Genomic DNA, 17090 nt, shown 5'->3' on the forward strand with positions numbered 1-17090 from the left:
CACATAATTTTGTTACATCTACCTGCAGCATTTGCATATTGCTAAGTTAGCAATATTGAAACGTTCTGCATTTGTAATTCTTGAAAGTCAAGGTTACACCGCGGGAGCCTGTTCTACACAGGCTGAGAGGGCGAAAGCCGACCGTAAACCTGATGCGGGTAATGCCGCCGTAGGGAAGGAGTATATATGCGAAATATTCGTATTATTGGTGCAGGTATTATTGGTTTAGCAACAGCGTGGAGACTTACGGAAGCTGGCGTAAAAGTTAGCATAATTGATCCAGATCCAGTCTCCGGTGCTTCTCACCATGCTGCCGGCATGCTAGCTCCTACCGCAGAAATGCAATATCAGCAAGAAGCGTTGTATCCTCTTATGTTTGAGTCTGCAACTATGTATAAGGAATTGGTTGATTCGGTTGCAAAGTACACCGATAAGCCAACCGGCTACTTAGAGTGCGGCTCTTACGTAATCGGTGGTGACGCTGCAGATAACGAGCACGTGAACGAGTTGCTAAACTTGCAGCACCGTTATGGACGTAGAGCTGAGCATATTTCTGTGAGTAAGCTTCGTGAAATTGAGCCTGCGCTTTCGCCGACGATTGCAGGCGCTGTAAGCGTGCCGGACGACCATCAAATCAACCCTCGTCTTTTCACTGCAGCAATGATTGATGCACTTGAAAAGCGCGGTGTTGTTATTGAGCGTCGCGCAAGCACTCCAGACGATTTGGGTCCAGACACAGTTTTGGCATCTGGCTTGGGTGCTAAGGATATGCTTCCTCAGCTTAAGCTTCGCGCTGTGTGGGGCGATATGATTCGTATGACTATTCCAGAGCCTTTGCGCCCAATTTTGAGCTCTGTGGTTCGTGGGTTTGTGCATGACCGCCCAGTTTATTTGGTGCCTCGCGCTAAGGAAACAGGCGAGCTTGTGCTCGGTGCTACTTCCCGCGAAGATGACCGCGATATTCCAAAAGTCGGTGGCGTGCTTGACTTGCTTCGCGATGCCGCAAGCGTGCTTCCTGGCATTCAGGAATGCTCGATTACTGAGGTTACTGCTGGCGGTCGTCCTGGAACTCCAGATGATTTGCCATTCATTGGCATTGATCCTAAGACGCACACCACGATTTCCACCGGTTACTTCCGTCACGGCATTTTGCTCACAGCTTTGGGCTCTTCTTTGACTACAAAGCTTGTGCTTGAGCAAGAGTTAACTGAGAAGGAAAAGGACTTCTTGGAGAGCTGCAATCCTGCTCGCTTCTAATCGCTAATTCCAGTGAATTCGCTAGATTTCGCCGCGAATTGTGTGAAGTGTTCAAATATAGACGTAAGTGTGATGCAGAAAGTACTTTTAGTAATTCAGCTTTTAGTTAGTAAAGGTTAGATTATGCAAATCGTAGTCAATGGTGAAACTGTTGAAGTGCAAGACGGATTAACTGTTGCTCAGCTTATTGCGCAACGTTATGGTTCGGATGCAGGACCTGGTATAGCGGTCGCAATTGGCGACGATGTGCTTTCTCGCGCGCAATGGGAATCAGCAGTCATATGTGATGGGAATCAAGTCGAAATTCTTAGCGCAGTTCAAGGCGGCTGAAACACCACAAAATTAAGCGTGAAATTAGTGCGCTTAATTATTTAATTTTAATTAGGTTTAAATATAAATATTAAATAAAAGGCTTAAAATGACAGAAAATAATACAGAAGAAAGTGCCGATACTTGGCAGCTTTGCGGTAAGACTTTACACTCAAGGCTTTTGCTTGGTACAGGCGGCATGACGAGCATTGACATTATGGAAAAGTCACTTGTAGCTTCAGGTGCGGAAGTGGCTACGGTTGCCATGCGTCGTCACGCAAAAACTGGCGTGGATATTTACGGCATGTTGCAGCGCCACAATGTTAACGTTTTGCCAAATACTGCTGGTTGCAAAACTGCGCATGATGCTGTTCTTACAGCAAAAATGGCTCGTGAATCACTTGGAACTGACTGGATTAAGCTCGAAGTAATTGCAGACGACGATACTTTGCTCCCAGATACCCGCGAAGTTTTGCTTGCTGCAGAAAAGCTTATTGAAGAAGGATTTAGCGTGCTTTGCTACACGAATGACGACCCGATTGTGGCTCGTCGCTTGGTTTCGCTTGGCGTGAAGGCTGTTATGCCTGGTGGTGCTCCAATTGGAACTGGACTTGGCATTTTGAATCCTCGAAACATTGAGCTGATTGTTCAAGAATGCAAGGAAGCTGGCGTTCCTGTTATTTTGGATGCTGGCGTTGGCACTGCTTCCGATGTTGTTAAAGCTTTCGAAATCGGCTGCTCTGGCGTGCTTCTTGCAAGCGCTGTAACACGCTGCCCAGATCCTGTAAAGATGGGTCGCGCAATGGCTGCTGCTGTAACTGCTGGAAAGCTTGCTCACGATGCTGGCCGTATTCCTAAGCGTGAACATGCGCTCGCATCTTCGCCTGTTGAAGGTCGCGCTTGGGCTGATTCTGTACTGTAAATTTCTGTACTGTAATTCTTCGGCATATTGTTCGACATGACGATTAATAAAATTTACGACAACCTGCAGGAGCTTGAAGCGGAACGCACTTGCCGCCACTTGCTCCTGCCGGGCTTTACTAATGAACATCAGCAGTTACTTCGCGATGCGAAAATCTGCATGGTCGGTGCAGGTGGACTTGGTTCGCCATGCTTGCTTTCGCTTGCTGCGGCAGGAGTTGGCGAAATCACGATTTGTGACGACGACGTTGTTGAGCTTTCTAATTTGCAGAGGCAGACTTTATATACTGTCGATCAGTGCGGTAAATCTAAAGCGCAACTTGCAGCTAAGCGTCTACAAGCGTTATCTCCAGGTTTAAAAATCAATCTTGTGGATAGATTTAATGAAGACAATGCAAAGCAGCTTGTAGAAAATCACGACTTGATAATTGATGGTTGTGATAATTTTGCTACGCGCTTTTTGATTGCGGATGCTGCTTGGAGTGCTGGTACGCCGGAAGTTTACGGCTCGGTGCTTTATTATGAAGGTCAAGTAAGCGTTTTCGTGCCAGGAAAAGGTCCTGGTTTGCGTGATTTGTATGCGTGCCCTCCGCCTAAAGAAAAAGTGCCAAAATCGGCTGTGTTGGGTGCAACTGCAGCTATTGTTGGCGCAATGATGGCAACTGAAGCAATTAAACTCATAACCGGTATTGGCACGCCGCTTATTGGCGTTTTAGCGCGCTACAATGCGCTTAATAATTCACTTCGCCACTTTAAGTTCAGCGCGTGAATCCTATTGAATTTTTCAGAATTTCCCATTAATTTTGCTTAAATTGCAAAACTTGAGTCTAGTTGTATAAAGTTTTTTGTAATTTTTGGGAATAAAAGTTGACTTTTATAAGTTGAGTGTAATAGACTCAAGTTTTGGAAAGTAAAAAAGCTGATGCTTTACATAGTTTCCAACAAGGAATCTAAATAAGGCTCAGCTTGCGTAACTACAAAACTTGAAGGAAAGCGTAATTGCACAAAAGGTGCAATACCTAGTTAAGGAGAAATTATGGGACGCGCAGTAGGTATTGATTTGGGAACAACCAACTCTTGCATTGCTACTCTTGAAGGTGGCAGCCCAACAGTTATTGTAAACGCTGAAGGCGCACGTACCACGCCATCTGTTGTGGCATTCAGCAAGTCTGGCGAAATCTTGGTTGGTGAAGTTGCTAAGCGTCAGGCTGTAACAAACGTTGATCGCACGATTAGCTCAGTAAAGCGCCACATGGGCACTGATTGGACTGTTGATATCGACGGCAAGAAGTGGACTCCACAAGAGATTTCTGCACAGGTTTTGATGAAGTTGAAGCGCGATGCTGAAGCTTACTTGGGCGAGCCGGTAACCGATGCCGTTATTACATGCCCAGCATACTTCAACGATGCTCAGCGTCAGGCAACTAAGGATGCAGGTAAGATTGCAGGCTTGAACGTGCTTCGTATTATTAACGAACCAACTGCTGCAGCTTTGGCTTATGGCCTTGAAAAAGGCAAGGAAGACGAGCGCATTTTGGTATTCGACTTGGGTGGCGGTACTTTCGATGTGTCCTTGCTTGAAATTGGTAAGGATGACGACGGATTCTCCACAATTCAGGTGCAAGCAACTAACGGCGATAACCATTTGGGTGGCGACGACTGGGATCAGAAGATTATCGACTGGCTCGTTGGCGAAGTTAAGAACAAGTATGGCGTTGATTTGAGCAAGGATAAGATTGCTTTGCAGCGCTTGAAGGAAGCTGCTGAGCAGGCAAAGAAGGAACTTAGCTCTTCTACTTCTACCTCAATTTCTATGCAGTACTTGGCAATGACTCCTGACGGCACTCCAGTGCATTTGGATGAGACTTTGACTCGTGCTCACTTTGAGGAAATGACTTCCGACTTGCTTGGCCGCTGCCGTACTCCATTTAACAACGTTCTTTCTGACGCTGGTATTTCAGTAAGCCAGATCGATCACGTGGTTCTTGTTGGTGGTTCAACTCGTATGCCAGCTGTGAAGGATTTGGTGAAGGAACTTACAGGCGGTAAGGAAGCTAACCAGTCCGTGAACCCAGATGAGGTTGTTGCAGTTGGTGCAGCCGTTCAGTCGGGCGTTATTAAGGGAGATCGCAAAGACGTTCTGCTTATTGATGTAACTCCACTTTCCTTGGGTATTGAAACCAAGGGTGGAATTATGACAAAGCTTATCGATCGCAATACTGCTATTCCTACGAAGCGCTCGGAAGTATTCTCTACTGCTGAAGACAATCAGCCATCCGTGTTGATTCAGGTTTACCAGGGCGAACGTGAGTTTGCTCGCGATAACAAGCCTCTTGGCACTTTTGAGTTGACTGGAATTGCTCCAGCTCCTCGTGGCGTTCCGCAGATTGAAGTCACTTTCGATATTGATGCTAACGGCATTGTGCACGTTTCCGCTAAGGATAAGGGCACTGGTAAGGAACAGTCCATGACTATTACCGGTGGTTCTGGTTTGCCAAAGGACGAAATTGACCGCATGGTGAAGGAAGCTGAAGCTCACGAAGCTGAAGATAAGAAGCGTAAGGAAGAAGCTGAAGTTCGCAACCAAGCAGAAGCCTTTGCTTACCAGACTGAAAAGCTCGTGAACGACAATAAAGACAAGCTTTCCGATGAAATCTCTAAGGAAGTTACCGACAAGGTTAATGCTTTGAAGGAAGCTTTGAAGGGTGACGACGTTGAGAAGATTAAGTCTGCTCAAAGCGAGTTGATGACTTCTGCTCAGAAGATCGGTCAGCAGCTTTACGCTCAGCAGGGTGCTGCTGGTGCCGAAGCTGGTGCTCAGTCTGCTGCTGGTGCTCAGGCTGGCTCTGCAGCTAAGGATGATGATGTAGTTGACGCCGAAGTGGTGGACGACGACAAGGACGATAAGGACAACAAGTAATGTCCGACTTTAACGCCAACGAATATTTGCAAGATATGGAAGATGCTGACTCGCTGGATGTAAAAGCTACAGGTGATTCTGCGAAATCGTCTGCGCAATCTTCATCGAAAGCTGCTGAAGGTGCAAATCCTGCAGAAACGAAAGCTGATGCTAACGTTTCTGCGAATTCCGCAAATTCTGAGGATACGGCGAATTCCACTGAATCTTCAGAATCGAAAGACAGCCAAGACGCAGATAGCGGCAGTTTAACTCCCTTAGGTAAAGCTAAGAAAGAAGCTGCAGAGTACTTGGAAGCGTTACAGCGAGAGCGTGCTGAGTTTATAAACTTCAGAAATCGTTCTGCCAAAGAGCAGGATCGTTTCAGACAGCATGGAATTATTGACGTGCTGACAGCATTGCTTCCAGCATTGGATGATATTGACCGCATTCGCGAGCATAGCGAAATGGATGATTCGTTCAAGGCTGTTGCAACTAAGATAGATAAGGCTTTTGAAAAGTTTGGTGTGGAAAAGTTTGGTGAAAAGGGCGAAGATTTTGACCCGACCAAGCATGATGCAATTTTGCACAGACCAGATCCAGACGCTACAAAAGAAACTGTTGATGCTGTAGTTGAAGCAGGATATCGAATAGGAGATCGCGTTATTCGCGCCGCTCGTGTGGTCGTTTCTTCACCACAGCAATGACTAACGAAACTCTTTCGTGACTTTATTGCATAACTTGCTCGTGCTGACTCATAAGAGTTGGCACGAGCAGCCTATATTTGGTCAAAAGCGAAATAGCCAATGTGCTTGTGAAGAAAGGAGGCACAAATGGCTGAAAATGAATGGTTAGCTAAGGATTTTTATAAGGTTCTCGGTGTCTCCAAAGACGCAGATGAGGCAACGATTACCAAAGCGTATCGCAAACTTGCTCGTAAATATCACCCTGATTTAAACAAAACAAAAGAAGCTGAAGAAAAATTTAAGGATGTTTCTGAAGCTTATGACGTATTAAAAGATAGTCAAACTCGTCAACGTTACGATGCTATCCGCCAATTTGGTGCTGGTGGTGCTCGTTTCGCTGGAGGAGCAGGTGGTGCTGGCGGTTTCGATGCGTCGAGTTTCTCGGACATTTTCTCCATGTTCAACGGCGGCTCTGGCATGGGTGGTATGGGCGGAAACGGTTCGCGCATTCGCTTTACATCCAACGGTGCTGGACCAAATATGAGCGACATTTTCTCCATGTTTGCTGGAGGTCAGCGCTCTCAAGATTCAGCAGGATTCCAAGGTACGAGTGGCTTTGGCGGTGAGAGGTATTCTCAGCCGCAGGAAGCTGACGTGCCTGAAGTTGGCGAAGATATAACAACCGATATAAAGCTCACATTTAAGCAAGCTTTTAAAGGCGCTACAGTATCGTTGCGTGCGGCTGGTGAAACTTTTAAAACGCATATTCCAGCTGGTGTAAAAACCGGACAGAAAATTCGTTTGAAAGGAAAAGGCAAGCCAGGCAAGTTCGGTGGTGCTGCAGGTGACTTGTACTTGCATGTTCAAGTAGAAGCATCAGATAAATTTACTTTGCGAGGCGACGATTTGATTTCTACATTGCCGCTAACGTTAAGTGAAGCAGTGCATGGTGCAAAAGTTAGTATAAACGACCTAGACGGCAATCCTGTTACTTTCAAAGTTCCAGCTTGTGTTTCAAGCGGTGATGAAGTTCGTATAGAAGGTGCTGGAGTGCCCGGAAAGAATGGCGATTTTGTTGGTGTTGTGCAGATTCGTTTGCCAAAGCGTTCGAGCATGTCTCTTAGACGCGTTGCAAAAGAATTTGATAAAACTGCTGGCGAAACTTATGCTGAAGAAATTAAAAAATTAAGACAAAACTAAGTTAACAATAATTTAGTAGGTTAAACACTGTTGAATTGCTTGTAACAGTGCTTTAAACATACTAAAAAGAGCAAAGGAAGGCGTGCTATGACACCAATAACGCGTGAAACTAAAGCACTGTATGAAATGTGTGCAGTTGCTTTAGTGCGTGGTACTGCAACGCTTGACGGGGCAGATGAAGTAGGATTTGTTCTTGATTTGCCAATATTTACCGTAAGCCATGTGGCACGCCTAACCAATACGCACCCGCAAACTTTACGACAGTATGATCGGCTTCATTTAATAATGCCGAATAGAACTGAAGGTGGCGCTCGCCGCTATTCTTTGCGAGATATAGACAGGATTGTGCAAACTCAGCATTTAAGCCAAAATGAAGGTATCAATCTTGCTGGCATCATGCAAATACTTGATTTGCAAGAAGAAAATCGACAGCTTAAAAGACAAGTAAGGCATTTGCTTGATTCTGCAGAGTCTTCAGAACGCAATATTTTTGCTGCAAATGCAGATGGTGACATTGTGGAAATGCAGCGTTCTCGCAATGCGCGTCGCTGGAGGCGGGATATTCTTACAGAGAGGCGAGCGTTACCTTCGTCGTATTCTTCGGAAAGCTATAACAGTAATTATAAAAATCGAAAGTCTTCGGATGAAAAATCTGTGGTGTTGTGGAGAGCGTGGAGCATATAGTAACGTAGGTATGGCTACTTATTGTGCTTAAGTGAGAAATTAGTGAGAATTAACGAGAAGAATGAATAGTGCGAAAAGTAATGCAGAATTAGTGCGAAAATGATGTGCTACAAAAGCTAAAGCAAATATATGCAATATAAAGGATTGTGAATGGCTGAACAGACGACGAATATGTGTGCAAATACTCTTAACTCTAGTGAAGAAAAACATGTGTTGCGTGCAGTTTTCTGGGATATGGATGGTACTCTTATAGATTCCGAGCCGTATTGGCATGAGTCGGAATTTTATTTAGTAAAAAAATACGGTGGATACTGGGATGAAGATTTAGCTTGGGAATGTTCCGGTGGATCCCTTGAAACTGTTGCCAATAAGATGATTCCTTCTGGTACAAAACTTACAGTAGAAGAAATTGGCAAAGGCATGGTTGATTACGTTGCTGCTCGTGAGGCTGAATCCGTGCCGTGGGTTCCAGGAGTTTTAGATGTACTTAAAAGTCTTACGGATGTCGGCATTCCTTCAATTTTGGTGAGCAATTCGCCGCGTTGTTTGGTTGAAAATATTGTGAATCATGCTCCAGAAGGTGCTTTCGCTGGGTACGTGTGTGGAGATGATGGATTTAAGCCGAAGCCTAGTGCTGAGCCTTATCTTGCTGCAGGGAAAATGGTTGGCATTGAGGGCGCGGATGAGGAAGTTGCAAAGCAGATGGCTAATTGCATTGCCATAGAAGATTCTCTATCTGGTCTTACTGCTGCAATTAATTCCGGAGCAACTGTAATTGCGCAAACAGGTTTTTCGCGCGCAAACATATCTGAGAGCAAGCATCATGCAGAACTTAACGGTTATGAAAATGTTACTGCTAAAATGCTTGAGAACATTGTTTTGAGCCGAAACTAATTAACAAACTAGCAAAACTAATTAACAAACTATTTAGCTATTTACTTAGCTAGCTATTCGCATATCTGTTCGTAAATTAGCTACAGTTTTGTTTATAAATAGCTACAGTTGATTTACTAGTTTCCTCCAGTTGTGTCATAGTTATTGTCATAACCATGACCGCCAGAATTATTATCGTAGCTGCCAACGCCGCCCGATGATGAATCGTCACGACCATACGGCTGACTATCAAGGTCTAAATCGTTGTCGTTGTCCTTGTCTTTATCTTTGTCCTTGTTTTTATCCTTACCCTCATTCTCAGTTTTTATATGCGTGAATGTATGTTGTTCGCCTAATCCCCATTTTCCATCAGGTCCACCAATTTTGCCTGTGTCTTTTGCTTCAGGGAATTTAGTATTCGGGGTTCCTATTACCGCTTGACGCATGTATCTTGTAAACAAGTGCACAGGGTAGTCGCTTCCGCCAAGATATCCGTGGAACGGTTTAATTACTTGTGGGCTACCTTTTGCGTCTGGATTCCATATGGCAAATGCGGTAACAATATTTGGCGTAAATCCTACAAAGCTACCAGCAGTTTCATCGTTTGCTGTTCCAGACTTTCCTGCAATTTCTCTACCTACAGCGCGAGCTTCAGTTGCTGTACCATGTTGCACTACGCCAATCATTGCTTTTGTAGCTAGAGCGGCATCGGCTGGTGAGAATACTTGCTTTCCGGCTGTTGGTGCACGGTAGAACTCCTTACCGTCAGGATTTTTTACGCTGGCAACAATATGCAAATCTGGGCGTCTTCCTTGGTTTGCAAATGTTGCATATGCGCGCGCAATTTCGCTTACATGCACAGAATCGTTTCCGAGCACAGTAAACGGATTCTTACCATTGACTCGTTCAGGGCTTAAACCTGCCATAACTGCAGTATGAGCAACTTTCTTAGCACCAAGTTTACTTTGCAAATCCATATACACTGTGTTCACAGAATTTGCAGTTGCACTGTATAAGTTAATGGTGCCGTAGCTCATGTTTGCAAAGTTTCCAACAGGCTTATCAATACCATCAAACTTGCGTGGAGAATTGCCATTGAACATTGTATCCAAGCTAGTGCCAGCCTGAATTGCTCCCATAAGCGCAAAAGGCTTCATAGTAGAGCCCGGCTCGTAAAGCGCTTGTGTGGCGTTATTAAGCTGTTTCTTTAGATAATCGTCTCCTGCGTAAACGGAAATGATTGAACCATCTTTTGCGTTTATTGAAATTCCGCCAACTTGCAGTCCTTCTGGCACAATTCCTCGTCCATCTTGAGAAGGACTTGCAACTTTGAACATTAAATCTTGCTTAGCTTTATCGATAGTAGTAATAATGCGATATCCGCCACTGTCAAGATCTTCCTGCGTAAAAGCACCGTTCCTAGTTAACTCGTCGCGAACCATATGCAATAAGTAACCTTGTTGACCTGCGTAAATGTTTTGAGTCGTCTGAGTAATAGTTTTAGGCATTTTTGCTTGCGCTGCTTGAGAAGCTGTAATGTAGCCATCTTCTTTCATAATGCGTAACACGCGCTTAAAGCGAATGCCTGCTTCTTTTGGACCAATTGCAGGATCCCAGCTACTTGGTGCTGGAATAATACCTGCTAAAAGTGCAGCTTGCGAAAGTGACAAATCTTTTGCTTCTATACCGAAATATGCTTTAGCTGCAGCTTGAATTCCGTATGCTCCTCTACCCAAGTAAATAGTATTCATATAATTGCAAAGTACTGTATCTTTATCTTGGGTTTGCGCAATTTTCAAAGCTAAAATAGCTTCTTTTAGTTTTCCAAAATAAGTTTTTGTTTCACCGAGATAATATCTTTCCGCATATTGTTGCGTAATAGTTGAGCCGCCCCAACGCCCGTGCTTTGTAACGTTATGAAGTAATGCGCGTCCAATTCCTTTAAAATCTATTCCGCCATCGTGGTAGAAGGAACGATTTTCTGAAGCAACTATTGCTTTACCAACATATTTAGGTAGTACTGAACAATTGATAATTTCGCGATTTTGCTCAGCAAAAGAGCCTAATTCAGTTTTGCCATCTGAATAGTACACTTTCGTCTTATCTGCCATAGCAACTTTGTCTGGTGCAGGTATATCTGTAGTTGCGTACAGATAAGCAAAAACAATTGTGCCTAGCAAAATTGGTACAAAAATAACGATAAGTGCCCAAAAAATAATAGGATGTCTGCCTCGCCAAGTTCTACGACGCCTTCTGCGTGTTGCTGCGCGAGAACGTTCGAATCTCGAATTACGGCTGCTTTTGTTTGATTCAAAAGAATACGAATGTGGACGGTATGAGTCTTGTCCGCTTGGTGGGACAGATGAAGGCATATTCGTATTTTTTTGTGATTGTGACGATATGCTTCGAGTAGCTTTCTCATGCGAAGTAGACGCTCGTCTTCCATCTTTACGTGCAACCATACATTCCACCGTAGCGTCCGGTGTTGAATTTTTCTACAAAACAGCATGTTTTTGTTTGGAAAAGATTAAAAATATTGAATATTAGTACATATTTGTTAAAGCAATAGTATTATGAAATGTGTATGGTGCGGCATAATGTAATGTCGCTTATTTTGCAGGGCAAGGAGTCTATATGAGCATCCGCGTTGCCATTGCCGGTGTCGGCAATTGTGCTTCGTCGCTGGTTCAGGGCGTTGAATATTACAAAAACGCTGATGACGGTGAGAAAATTCCAGGGTTGATGCACGCTGTATTTGGTCAGTATCGTGTGCGCGATATTGAGTTTGTTGCGGCGTTTGATGTTGATTCTCTAAAGGTTGGGCATGATTTAAGTGAAGCAATTGGCGCTTCACAAAATAACACAATTCGTTTTGCTGATGTACCAAATTTGGGTGTAGAAGTATTGCGTGGTCCAACTTATGACGGTCTTGGTGATTACTACCGTGAAATGATCGATGAGTCCGAGGCTGAACCTGTTGACGTTGCTCAAGTTTTGCGAGATAAGCATGTGGATGTGCTTGTTTCTTATCTTCCAGTAGGATCTGAGCAAGCCGATAAAGCTTATGCGACTGCTGCGATGGAAGCTGGCTGTGCATTTGTAAACTGCCTGCCAGTCTTTATTGCTTCTGATCCTGAATGGGCACAAAAATTCCGTGATGCTGGAGTTCCTATTATTGGCGATGACATTAAAAGTCAGGTAGGTGCAACTATTACTCACCGCGTTATGGCACGACTTTTTGAGGATCGCGGTGTGCGTTTGGATCGCACGTATCAGCTGAATGTTGGCGGAAATATGGACTTTATGAACATGCTTCAGCGTTCAAGACTTGAGTCTAAAAAGATTTCTAAGACTCGTGCAGTAACTTCAATCGTGCCTCATGAAATGGATGAGCATAATGTTCATATTGGGCCTTCAGACTACGTAGCTTGGTTGGATGATCGCAAGTTTGCTTTCGTGCGTTTGGAAGGTACTACTTTTGGTGATGTTCCTTTGAATTTGGAGTACAAGCTTGAGGTTTGGGATTCTCCAAATTCTGCCGGAATTGTTATCGATGCTGTTCGAGCCGCAAAAATTGCTTTGGATCGCAAGCTTTCTGGTCCGGTTTTGGCTCCAAGTTCATACTTTATGAAGTCTCCTGCAGTTCAGCATGAAGATAGTGAAGCTCGCCAATTAGTTGAACGCTATATTGCTGGTGATGTTGAAGCTAACGAGTCTCAGCTTGATGAAGATACTGAATTTGCAAAAGAACATGGCAAGAGTGTGTGGCGCGCATAATTTATTACTACTCGACATGTAGCGAAAATCGTGTAATATAGATAAAGCCTCCGTGTGGCACTAAGTCACCCAATCCCCCCAGGGCAGAAATGCAGCAAGGGTAAGTGGCCTCTGGTGGGTGCGCGGAGGTTTTATTATGCGTAAAACTAGCGCGGTCGTAAATACTGTCGTAAAGTCTAAAGTATGAGTGAAGAATTTGCAGGAATTCAATCCAATAGCATTGACAATCAGCATGATGATTCTGCTGGAGAAAATGATGCGCTGCCGGTAGGTGGAACTTCGCAAGATATTAATCGCAACAGTGAAGGTAGTGACTATTCGCATCCTTTGGATTCGATTAATACGATTACGCCATTTTCCCCAATCTCATCTGAGGATAATGACGAAAAAATATCGCCTTTATTTCCAGAAAATACTGAAGAGAAATCTTCTAAACAGTCTGTAAAACAGTTTGTGAAACAAACTAAACGTCAATCTGATTTGTCTGATTTGTCTGATTTGTCGTATTCAACTAATCAGTTATCTTTTGAAGATTCTTCATCGGATGCAGATGATATTGATCAGCTTGATCCGCTCGTAAAGCGTCCTCGAATATCTACCATATTGTGGTGTGTTGCTATTGCAATTGTTTTCCTGGCTTCTGCTGCGTTCATATGGTTTATTAGTGTGCAAACAGTACTTGGTCAAAGCTATGAAGAAATGGTAATTGATGGATTTGGCTCCCATGGTATGCCGTCTTGGCTTGCATTTTGCTTGCGACCTATAAGCGTTTCTATGGTTGTTATAGTTACTGGCATAATAATTGCTCTTGTTTCACTCATAGTAGTTTGTATTCGTAAACGTTGGTGGCTTCTTGGTCAATGTGCTGGGATTATTATTCTTTCGGCTGCTGCTGAACCATTGAAAAAAATTCTTCCGCGCCCAATGCTTATAAGTATTGAATATTTGTCTGCAAATTCAGCACCTTCAGGTCATACCCTACTTATTACTGCATCATGTGCGTTGCTTATTTGCGCAGTTTCGCGTGTTTGGCGCGCATGGGCAGCGGTAGCTGCAGCTTTTATAAGCATTCTTGTGGAACTTTCTTTGGTTGCAGCACATTGGCATAGAGTTTCTGACGTTCTTATGTCAGTACTTATCGTTGGTGCTGTAACGCTTATTATGCTCGCATGCACTCGCAGTAGTGGAATGGATATGCCAGCTTATCGACGTTCCTCAATTAGCGTTCAAATTGTAGGAAGCTCTATGATTACGATTGGTGTGTTGGCGTGTTTGTATGCACTTTATTTAATATGGCAAATTCTTCCTGGTGTTGATATTTTTGCTCAATGGGCTGCAAGCGTATCTTATGTAGCAACTTATTGGCTGATTATAGGCGTGTCTTTGCTTGTTTTTGGCGTAATTATGGTAATGCGTCACTCTACAGCTTCGCCGTTGAGTAGGCTTGGATTAGTAGGCGCTCCGCCGACGCCTCCATCTGCTTCTAAGTAATATTGTCTACTCTATCTGCTTTTATCCACCGAGGTGGAATGTAATAGACGTATAACTTAAGTTGCGATACAGTTAGCGTGAAACATATAGTTCGGAATTATATGTTCGATTGTGTTAGGAAAGGAGCGAATATGGCAGCACAGAATAAGCTAGTCATTGTGGAGTCTCCCACGAAAGCGCGAAAAATTGGCGGGTATTTAGGCAATGGATATACCGTCATGGCTTCAGTTGGGCATATTCGCGATCTCGCTCAGCCAAGCCAAGTTCCAGCCTCACGCAAAGCGGCGTTTGGTAAGTTTGGTGTAGATGTCGATCATGGTTTTGCGCCATATTACGTAGTTGGCTCAGATAAAAAGAAAACTGTTTCCGATTTAAAGTCTGCGCTCGCAAAAGCTGACGAATTATATCTGGCAACTGATGAGGATCGCGAAGGTGAAGCTATTGCGTGGCATTTGGTAGAAGCATTGAAGCCAACTGTGCCAGTAAAGCGCATGGTGTTTCATGAGATTACTAAGGATGCAATTCAGGCCTCGCTCAGTAATACTCGAAATGTTGACGACAATATGGTTGACGCGCAAGAAACTCGTCGTGTGTTAGACCGTTTGTATGGATATGAGCTTTCTCCTGTTTTGTGGAGAAAAGTTGGTCCTGGTCTTTCTGCTGGACGCGTGCAGTCTGTTGCTACTAGGTTGATTGTTGAGCGTGAACGCGAGCGTATGGCGTTTACTAAGGCGTCTTACTGGGATATTAGCGCGATTTTAAGTTCTAAAGGCTCAGATGGTGAAAGTGTTGATTTTGAAGCGCGCATGAGCGAGCTTTCTGGTCGCCGTCTGGCTGGTTCTAAAGATTTCAATTCAAAAGGTGAGTTGGTTTCTACAAAAGATGAATCACAAAAAGCTTTGCATGTTGATGCTGATTTTGCATCTAAGCTTTCTAAAGCTCTTGAAAATTCAGATTTTGTAGTTGACTCTATGGAAACGAAGCCGTATCATCGTCGTCCTTTGCCACCTTTTACTACATCAACTTTGCAGCAAACTGCTGGAAACCGACTTTCAATGAGCTCTCGCCAAACTATGCGAGCTGCGCAATCTTTATACGAAAACGGCTATATCACTTACATGCGTACGGATTCCGTAACGCTTTCCAAAGAAGCTATCGAAGCTGCGCGTAGTGCCGCTCGTGCAGCGTTTGGCGACGAGTATGTTTCGCAATCTCCTAAGCAGTATGCAACTACGTCTGCAGGAGCGCAGGAAGCTCATGAATGTATTCGCCCTGCTGGAGCGCGTTTCTTAAGCCCGGACGAGCTTGCAGATAAATTACCTGCGGATCAGCTGAAATTGTATACGCTTATTTGGCAACGAACCCTTGCGTCACAAATGGCTGATGCTACAGGTTTTACAGCAACTGTTAAGTTAAATGCTTCTGCTGGAGAATATGGAGAAGCTTTGTTCCAAGCTTCTGGAACAGTAATTACTTTTGCTGGTTTTATGAAGGTTTTTGGCAATGCACATGCATCTGAAGGTGAAAGCGATAAGGCGCTTCCTCAAATGCAAGCTGGGGATATTCTTGAAGCTAAAAGTGTTAGTGCGGATTCTCACGAAACTCAGCCTCCTGCAAGATATACTGAAGCTTCTTTAGTTAAAACTTTGGAAGCTAAGGAAATAGGCCGCCCTTCTACTTACGCAACGATTATTTCCACAATTATTGATCGCGGATACGTCTATGAGCGTGGACGTGCGTTAATTCCTTCTTGGCTTGCTTTTGCTGTAATTAAGCTTTTGGAAGCGAATTTCCCGAAGTATGTTGATTACGCGTTTACTGCTGATATGGAAAATGGTTTGGACAGAATTGCGCACGGTGAAGAAACCGGTCGCGATTGGTTAACTAGGTTCTATTTCGGTTCTGGTGAAGGTGCCGCTAATTCTGCTGATGAAGCTCATATTGGTTTGCAACAGCAGGTTGCAGAGCTTGGTGAGATTGATGCGCGTGAAATAAATACCATAGACATTGGCGATGGTTTGCATGTGCGTATTGGACGCTATGGTCCTTACTTGGAAGACATTAAGAATCTTGATGCTGAAGGCAACCCTCGTCATGCTTCTTTGCCAGAAACTTTAGCTCCAGATGAGTTAACTGTTGATGCTGCTCGAGAATTGCTTGAGAATAATGCTGAGGGTCCACGTGTGCTTGGAGTAGATCCAGAAACGGGTGGGAATGTAGAAGTGCGCAATGGTCGTTTTGGGCCGTACGTGGCACTGGTAGAAGATCAGAATAATGCGGAAGATTCTAAATCTTCTAAGGCTTCTAAGTCTTCTAAGGCTCGTCCAAAAATGGCTTCTTTGTTTAAAACCATGGATCCAGCGACTTTGACTTTGCAAGAAGCGTTGCAACTTTTGAATTTGCCACGTTTTGTTGGCGAATATGAAGAAGTTGACGCAGAAGGTGTTGTAAAACTAGCTCGTATCGAAGCAAATAATGGTCGTTACGGTCCATATTTAACTAAAACATATTCTGCTGTAGATACTTCTGCTGGAGAAACTGTGGAATCTAAGCCGGATACGCGATCTCTTTCTAGTGAAGATGCTATTTTTACTGTTACTTTGCAGGAAGCGAAAGATTTATTTGCGCAACCAAAGTACGGTAAGCGTACTCGTGGTGCCGCCAAGCCGCCTCTTCGTGAGCTTGGTGCAGATCCTGAAACTGGGAAGCCAGTAGTGATTAAGGATGGTTTCTACGGAGCTTATATTACTGATGGCGAAACGAATCGCACTTTGCCAAAGCAGTATACGCCTGAATCGATTGATCCGCAGGATGCATTTGCACTTTTGGCGCAAAAGCGTGCCGCAGGTCCCGTAAAACGCAAAAAGCGCGCGACTAAGAGCACTGCAAAATCTTCTGAAAAGAAGTCTACTGCGAAAAAATCTACCGCAAAGAAAACTTCTACAAAGAAGACTACTTCAAAGAAATCTACCGCTAAAAAAGCATAGGAATGAAAT

13 protein-coding genes, 1 other RNA gene and 1 riboswitch are annotated in these 17090 nt (G+C 44.1%); of the genes, 13 read left to right on the forward strand and 1 reads right to left on the reverse strand.

Annotation, left to right across the window (positions count from 1 at the left end):
- Nucleotides 1-90 precede the first annotated feature (90 nt).
- A riboswitch (TPP riboswitch) is annotated at nt 91-194 on the forward strand.
- The 9 genes from thiO to HXT58_RS00540 all read left to right on the forward strand — a co-directional run bounded on the left by thiO (nt 187) and on the right by HXT58_RS00540 (nt 8847).
- A complete protein-coding gene (gene thiO, locus HXT58_RS00500) occupies nt 187-1257 on the forward strand; it encodes a glycine oxidase ThiO (protein ID WP_116971488.1) in 1071 nt (356 codons plus the stop codon). It overlaps the preceding riboswitch by 8 nt.
- A 123-nt stretch (nt 1258-1380) precedes the next feature.
- Nucleotides 1381-1587, forward strand: a complete 207-nt coding sequence (thiS, locus tag HXT58_RS00505) for a sulfur carrier protein ThiS (RefSeq protein WP_004104778.1) — start codon at nt 1381-1383, stop codon at nt 1585-1587.
- 88 nt (nt 1588-1675) lie between these two features.
- The gene (locus HXT58_RS00510) at nt 1676-2488 is read left to right on the forward strand and encodes a thiazole synthase (protein WP_415706082.1); all 813 of its coding nucleotides are present in this window, start codon (nt 1676-1678) and stop codon (nt 2486-2488) included.
- A gap of 36 nt (nt 2489-2524) precedes the next feature.
- Complete coding sequence (locus tag HXT58_RS00515) at nt 2525-3256, forward strand: HesA/MoeB/ThiF family protein (RefSeq protein ID WP_415706084.1); 732 nt, start codon at nt 2525-2527, stop codon at nt 3254-3256.
- A gap of 267 nt (nt 3257-3523) precedes the next feature.
- Nucleotides 3524-5407, forward strand: coding sequence for a molecular chaperone DnaK (gene dnaK, locus HXT58_RS00520; protein WP_004104772.1), 1884 nt, complete (start codon nt 3524-3526; stop codon nt 5405-5407).
- Nucleotides 5407-6090, forward strand: coding sequence for a nucleotide exchange factor GrpE (gene grpE / locus HXT58_RS00525; protein ID WP_004118452.1), 684 nt, complete (start codon nt 5407-5409; stop codon nt 6088-6090). Before dnaK ends, grpE begins: the two co-directional genes overlap by 1 nt.
- Before the next feature lie 126 nt (nt 6091-6216).
- Entirely contained in the window at nt 6217-7269 is a 1053-nt protein-coding gene (locus tag HXT58_RS00530; RefSeq protein ID WP_415706086.1) for a DnaJ C-terminal domain-containing protein, read from the forward strand.
- An 87-nt stretch (nt 7270-7356) separates the two neighbouring features.
- Nucleotides 7357-7953: a heat shock protein transcriptional repressor HspR gene (locus tag HXT58_RS00535; protein ID WP_004104765.1), complete on the forward strand. Its 597-nt coding sequence runs from the start codon at nt 7357-7359 to the stop codon at nt 7951-7953.
- Between the two features lie 150 nt (nt 7954-8103).
- Entirely contained in the window at nt 8104-8847 is a 744-nt protein-coding gene (locus HXT58_RS00540; RefSeq protein WP_101886205.1) for an HAD family hydrolase, read from the forward strand.
- Nucleotides 8848-8963: 116 nt separating this feature from the next.
- Here HXT58_RS00540 and HXT58_RS00545 read toward each other — a convergent pair whose 3' ends face one another.
- Nucleotides 8964-11288, reverse strand: coding sequence for a transglycosylase domain-containing protein (locus HXT58_RS00545; RefSeq protein ID WP_415706088.1), 2325 nt, complete (start codon nt 11286-11288; stop codon nt 8964-8966).
- A gap of 172 nt (nt 11289-11460) precedes the next feature.
- Here HXT58_RS00545 and HXT58_RS00550 point away from each other — a divergent pair, with 172 nt between their 5' ends.
- From HXT58_RS00550 to topA, 4 genes are all read left to right on the forward strand, one after another.
- Nucleotides 11461-12603, forward strand: a complete 1143-nt coding sequence (locus tag HXT58_RS00550; RefSeq protein WP_004118456.1) for an inositol-3-phosphate synthase — start codon at nt 11461-11463, stop codon at nt 12601-12603.
- 41 nt (nt 12604-12644) lie between these two features.
- Nucleotides 12645-12741, forward strand: an RNA gene (gene ffs / locus HXT58_RS00555) — signal recognition particle sRNA small type.
- 45 nt (nt 12742-12786) lie between these two features.
- Nucleotides 12787-14094 (forward strand): phosphatase PAP2 family protein, encoded by a 1308-nt coding sequence (locus HXT58_RS00560; protein WP_415706090.1) that lies wholly within the window; start codon nt 12787-12789, stop codon nt 14092-14094.
- Between the two features lie 131 nt (nt 14095-14225).
- Nucleotides 14226-17081, forward strand: coding sequence for a type I DNA topoisomerase (topA, locus tag HXT58_RS00565; protein WP_415706092.1), 2856 nt, complete (start codon nt 14226-14228; stop codon nt 17079-17081).
- Nucleotides 17082-17090 lie beyond the last annotated feature (9 nt).

The sequence above is a fragment of the Gardnerella sp. KA01000 genome, assembly GCF_049244035.1.
Classification (GTDB): domain Bacteria; phylum Actinomycetota; class Actinomycetes; order Actinomycetales; family Bifidobacteriaceae; genus Bifidobacterium; species Bifidobacterium leopoldii.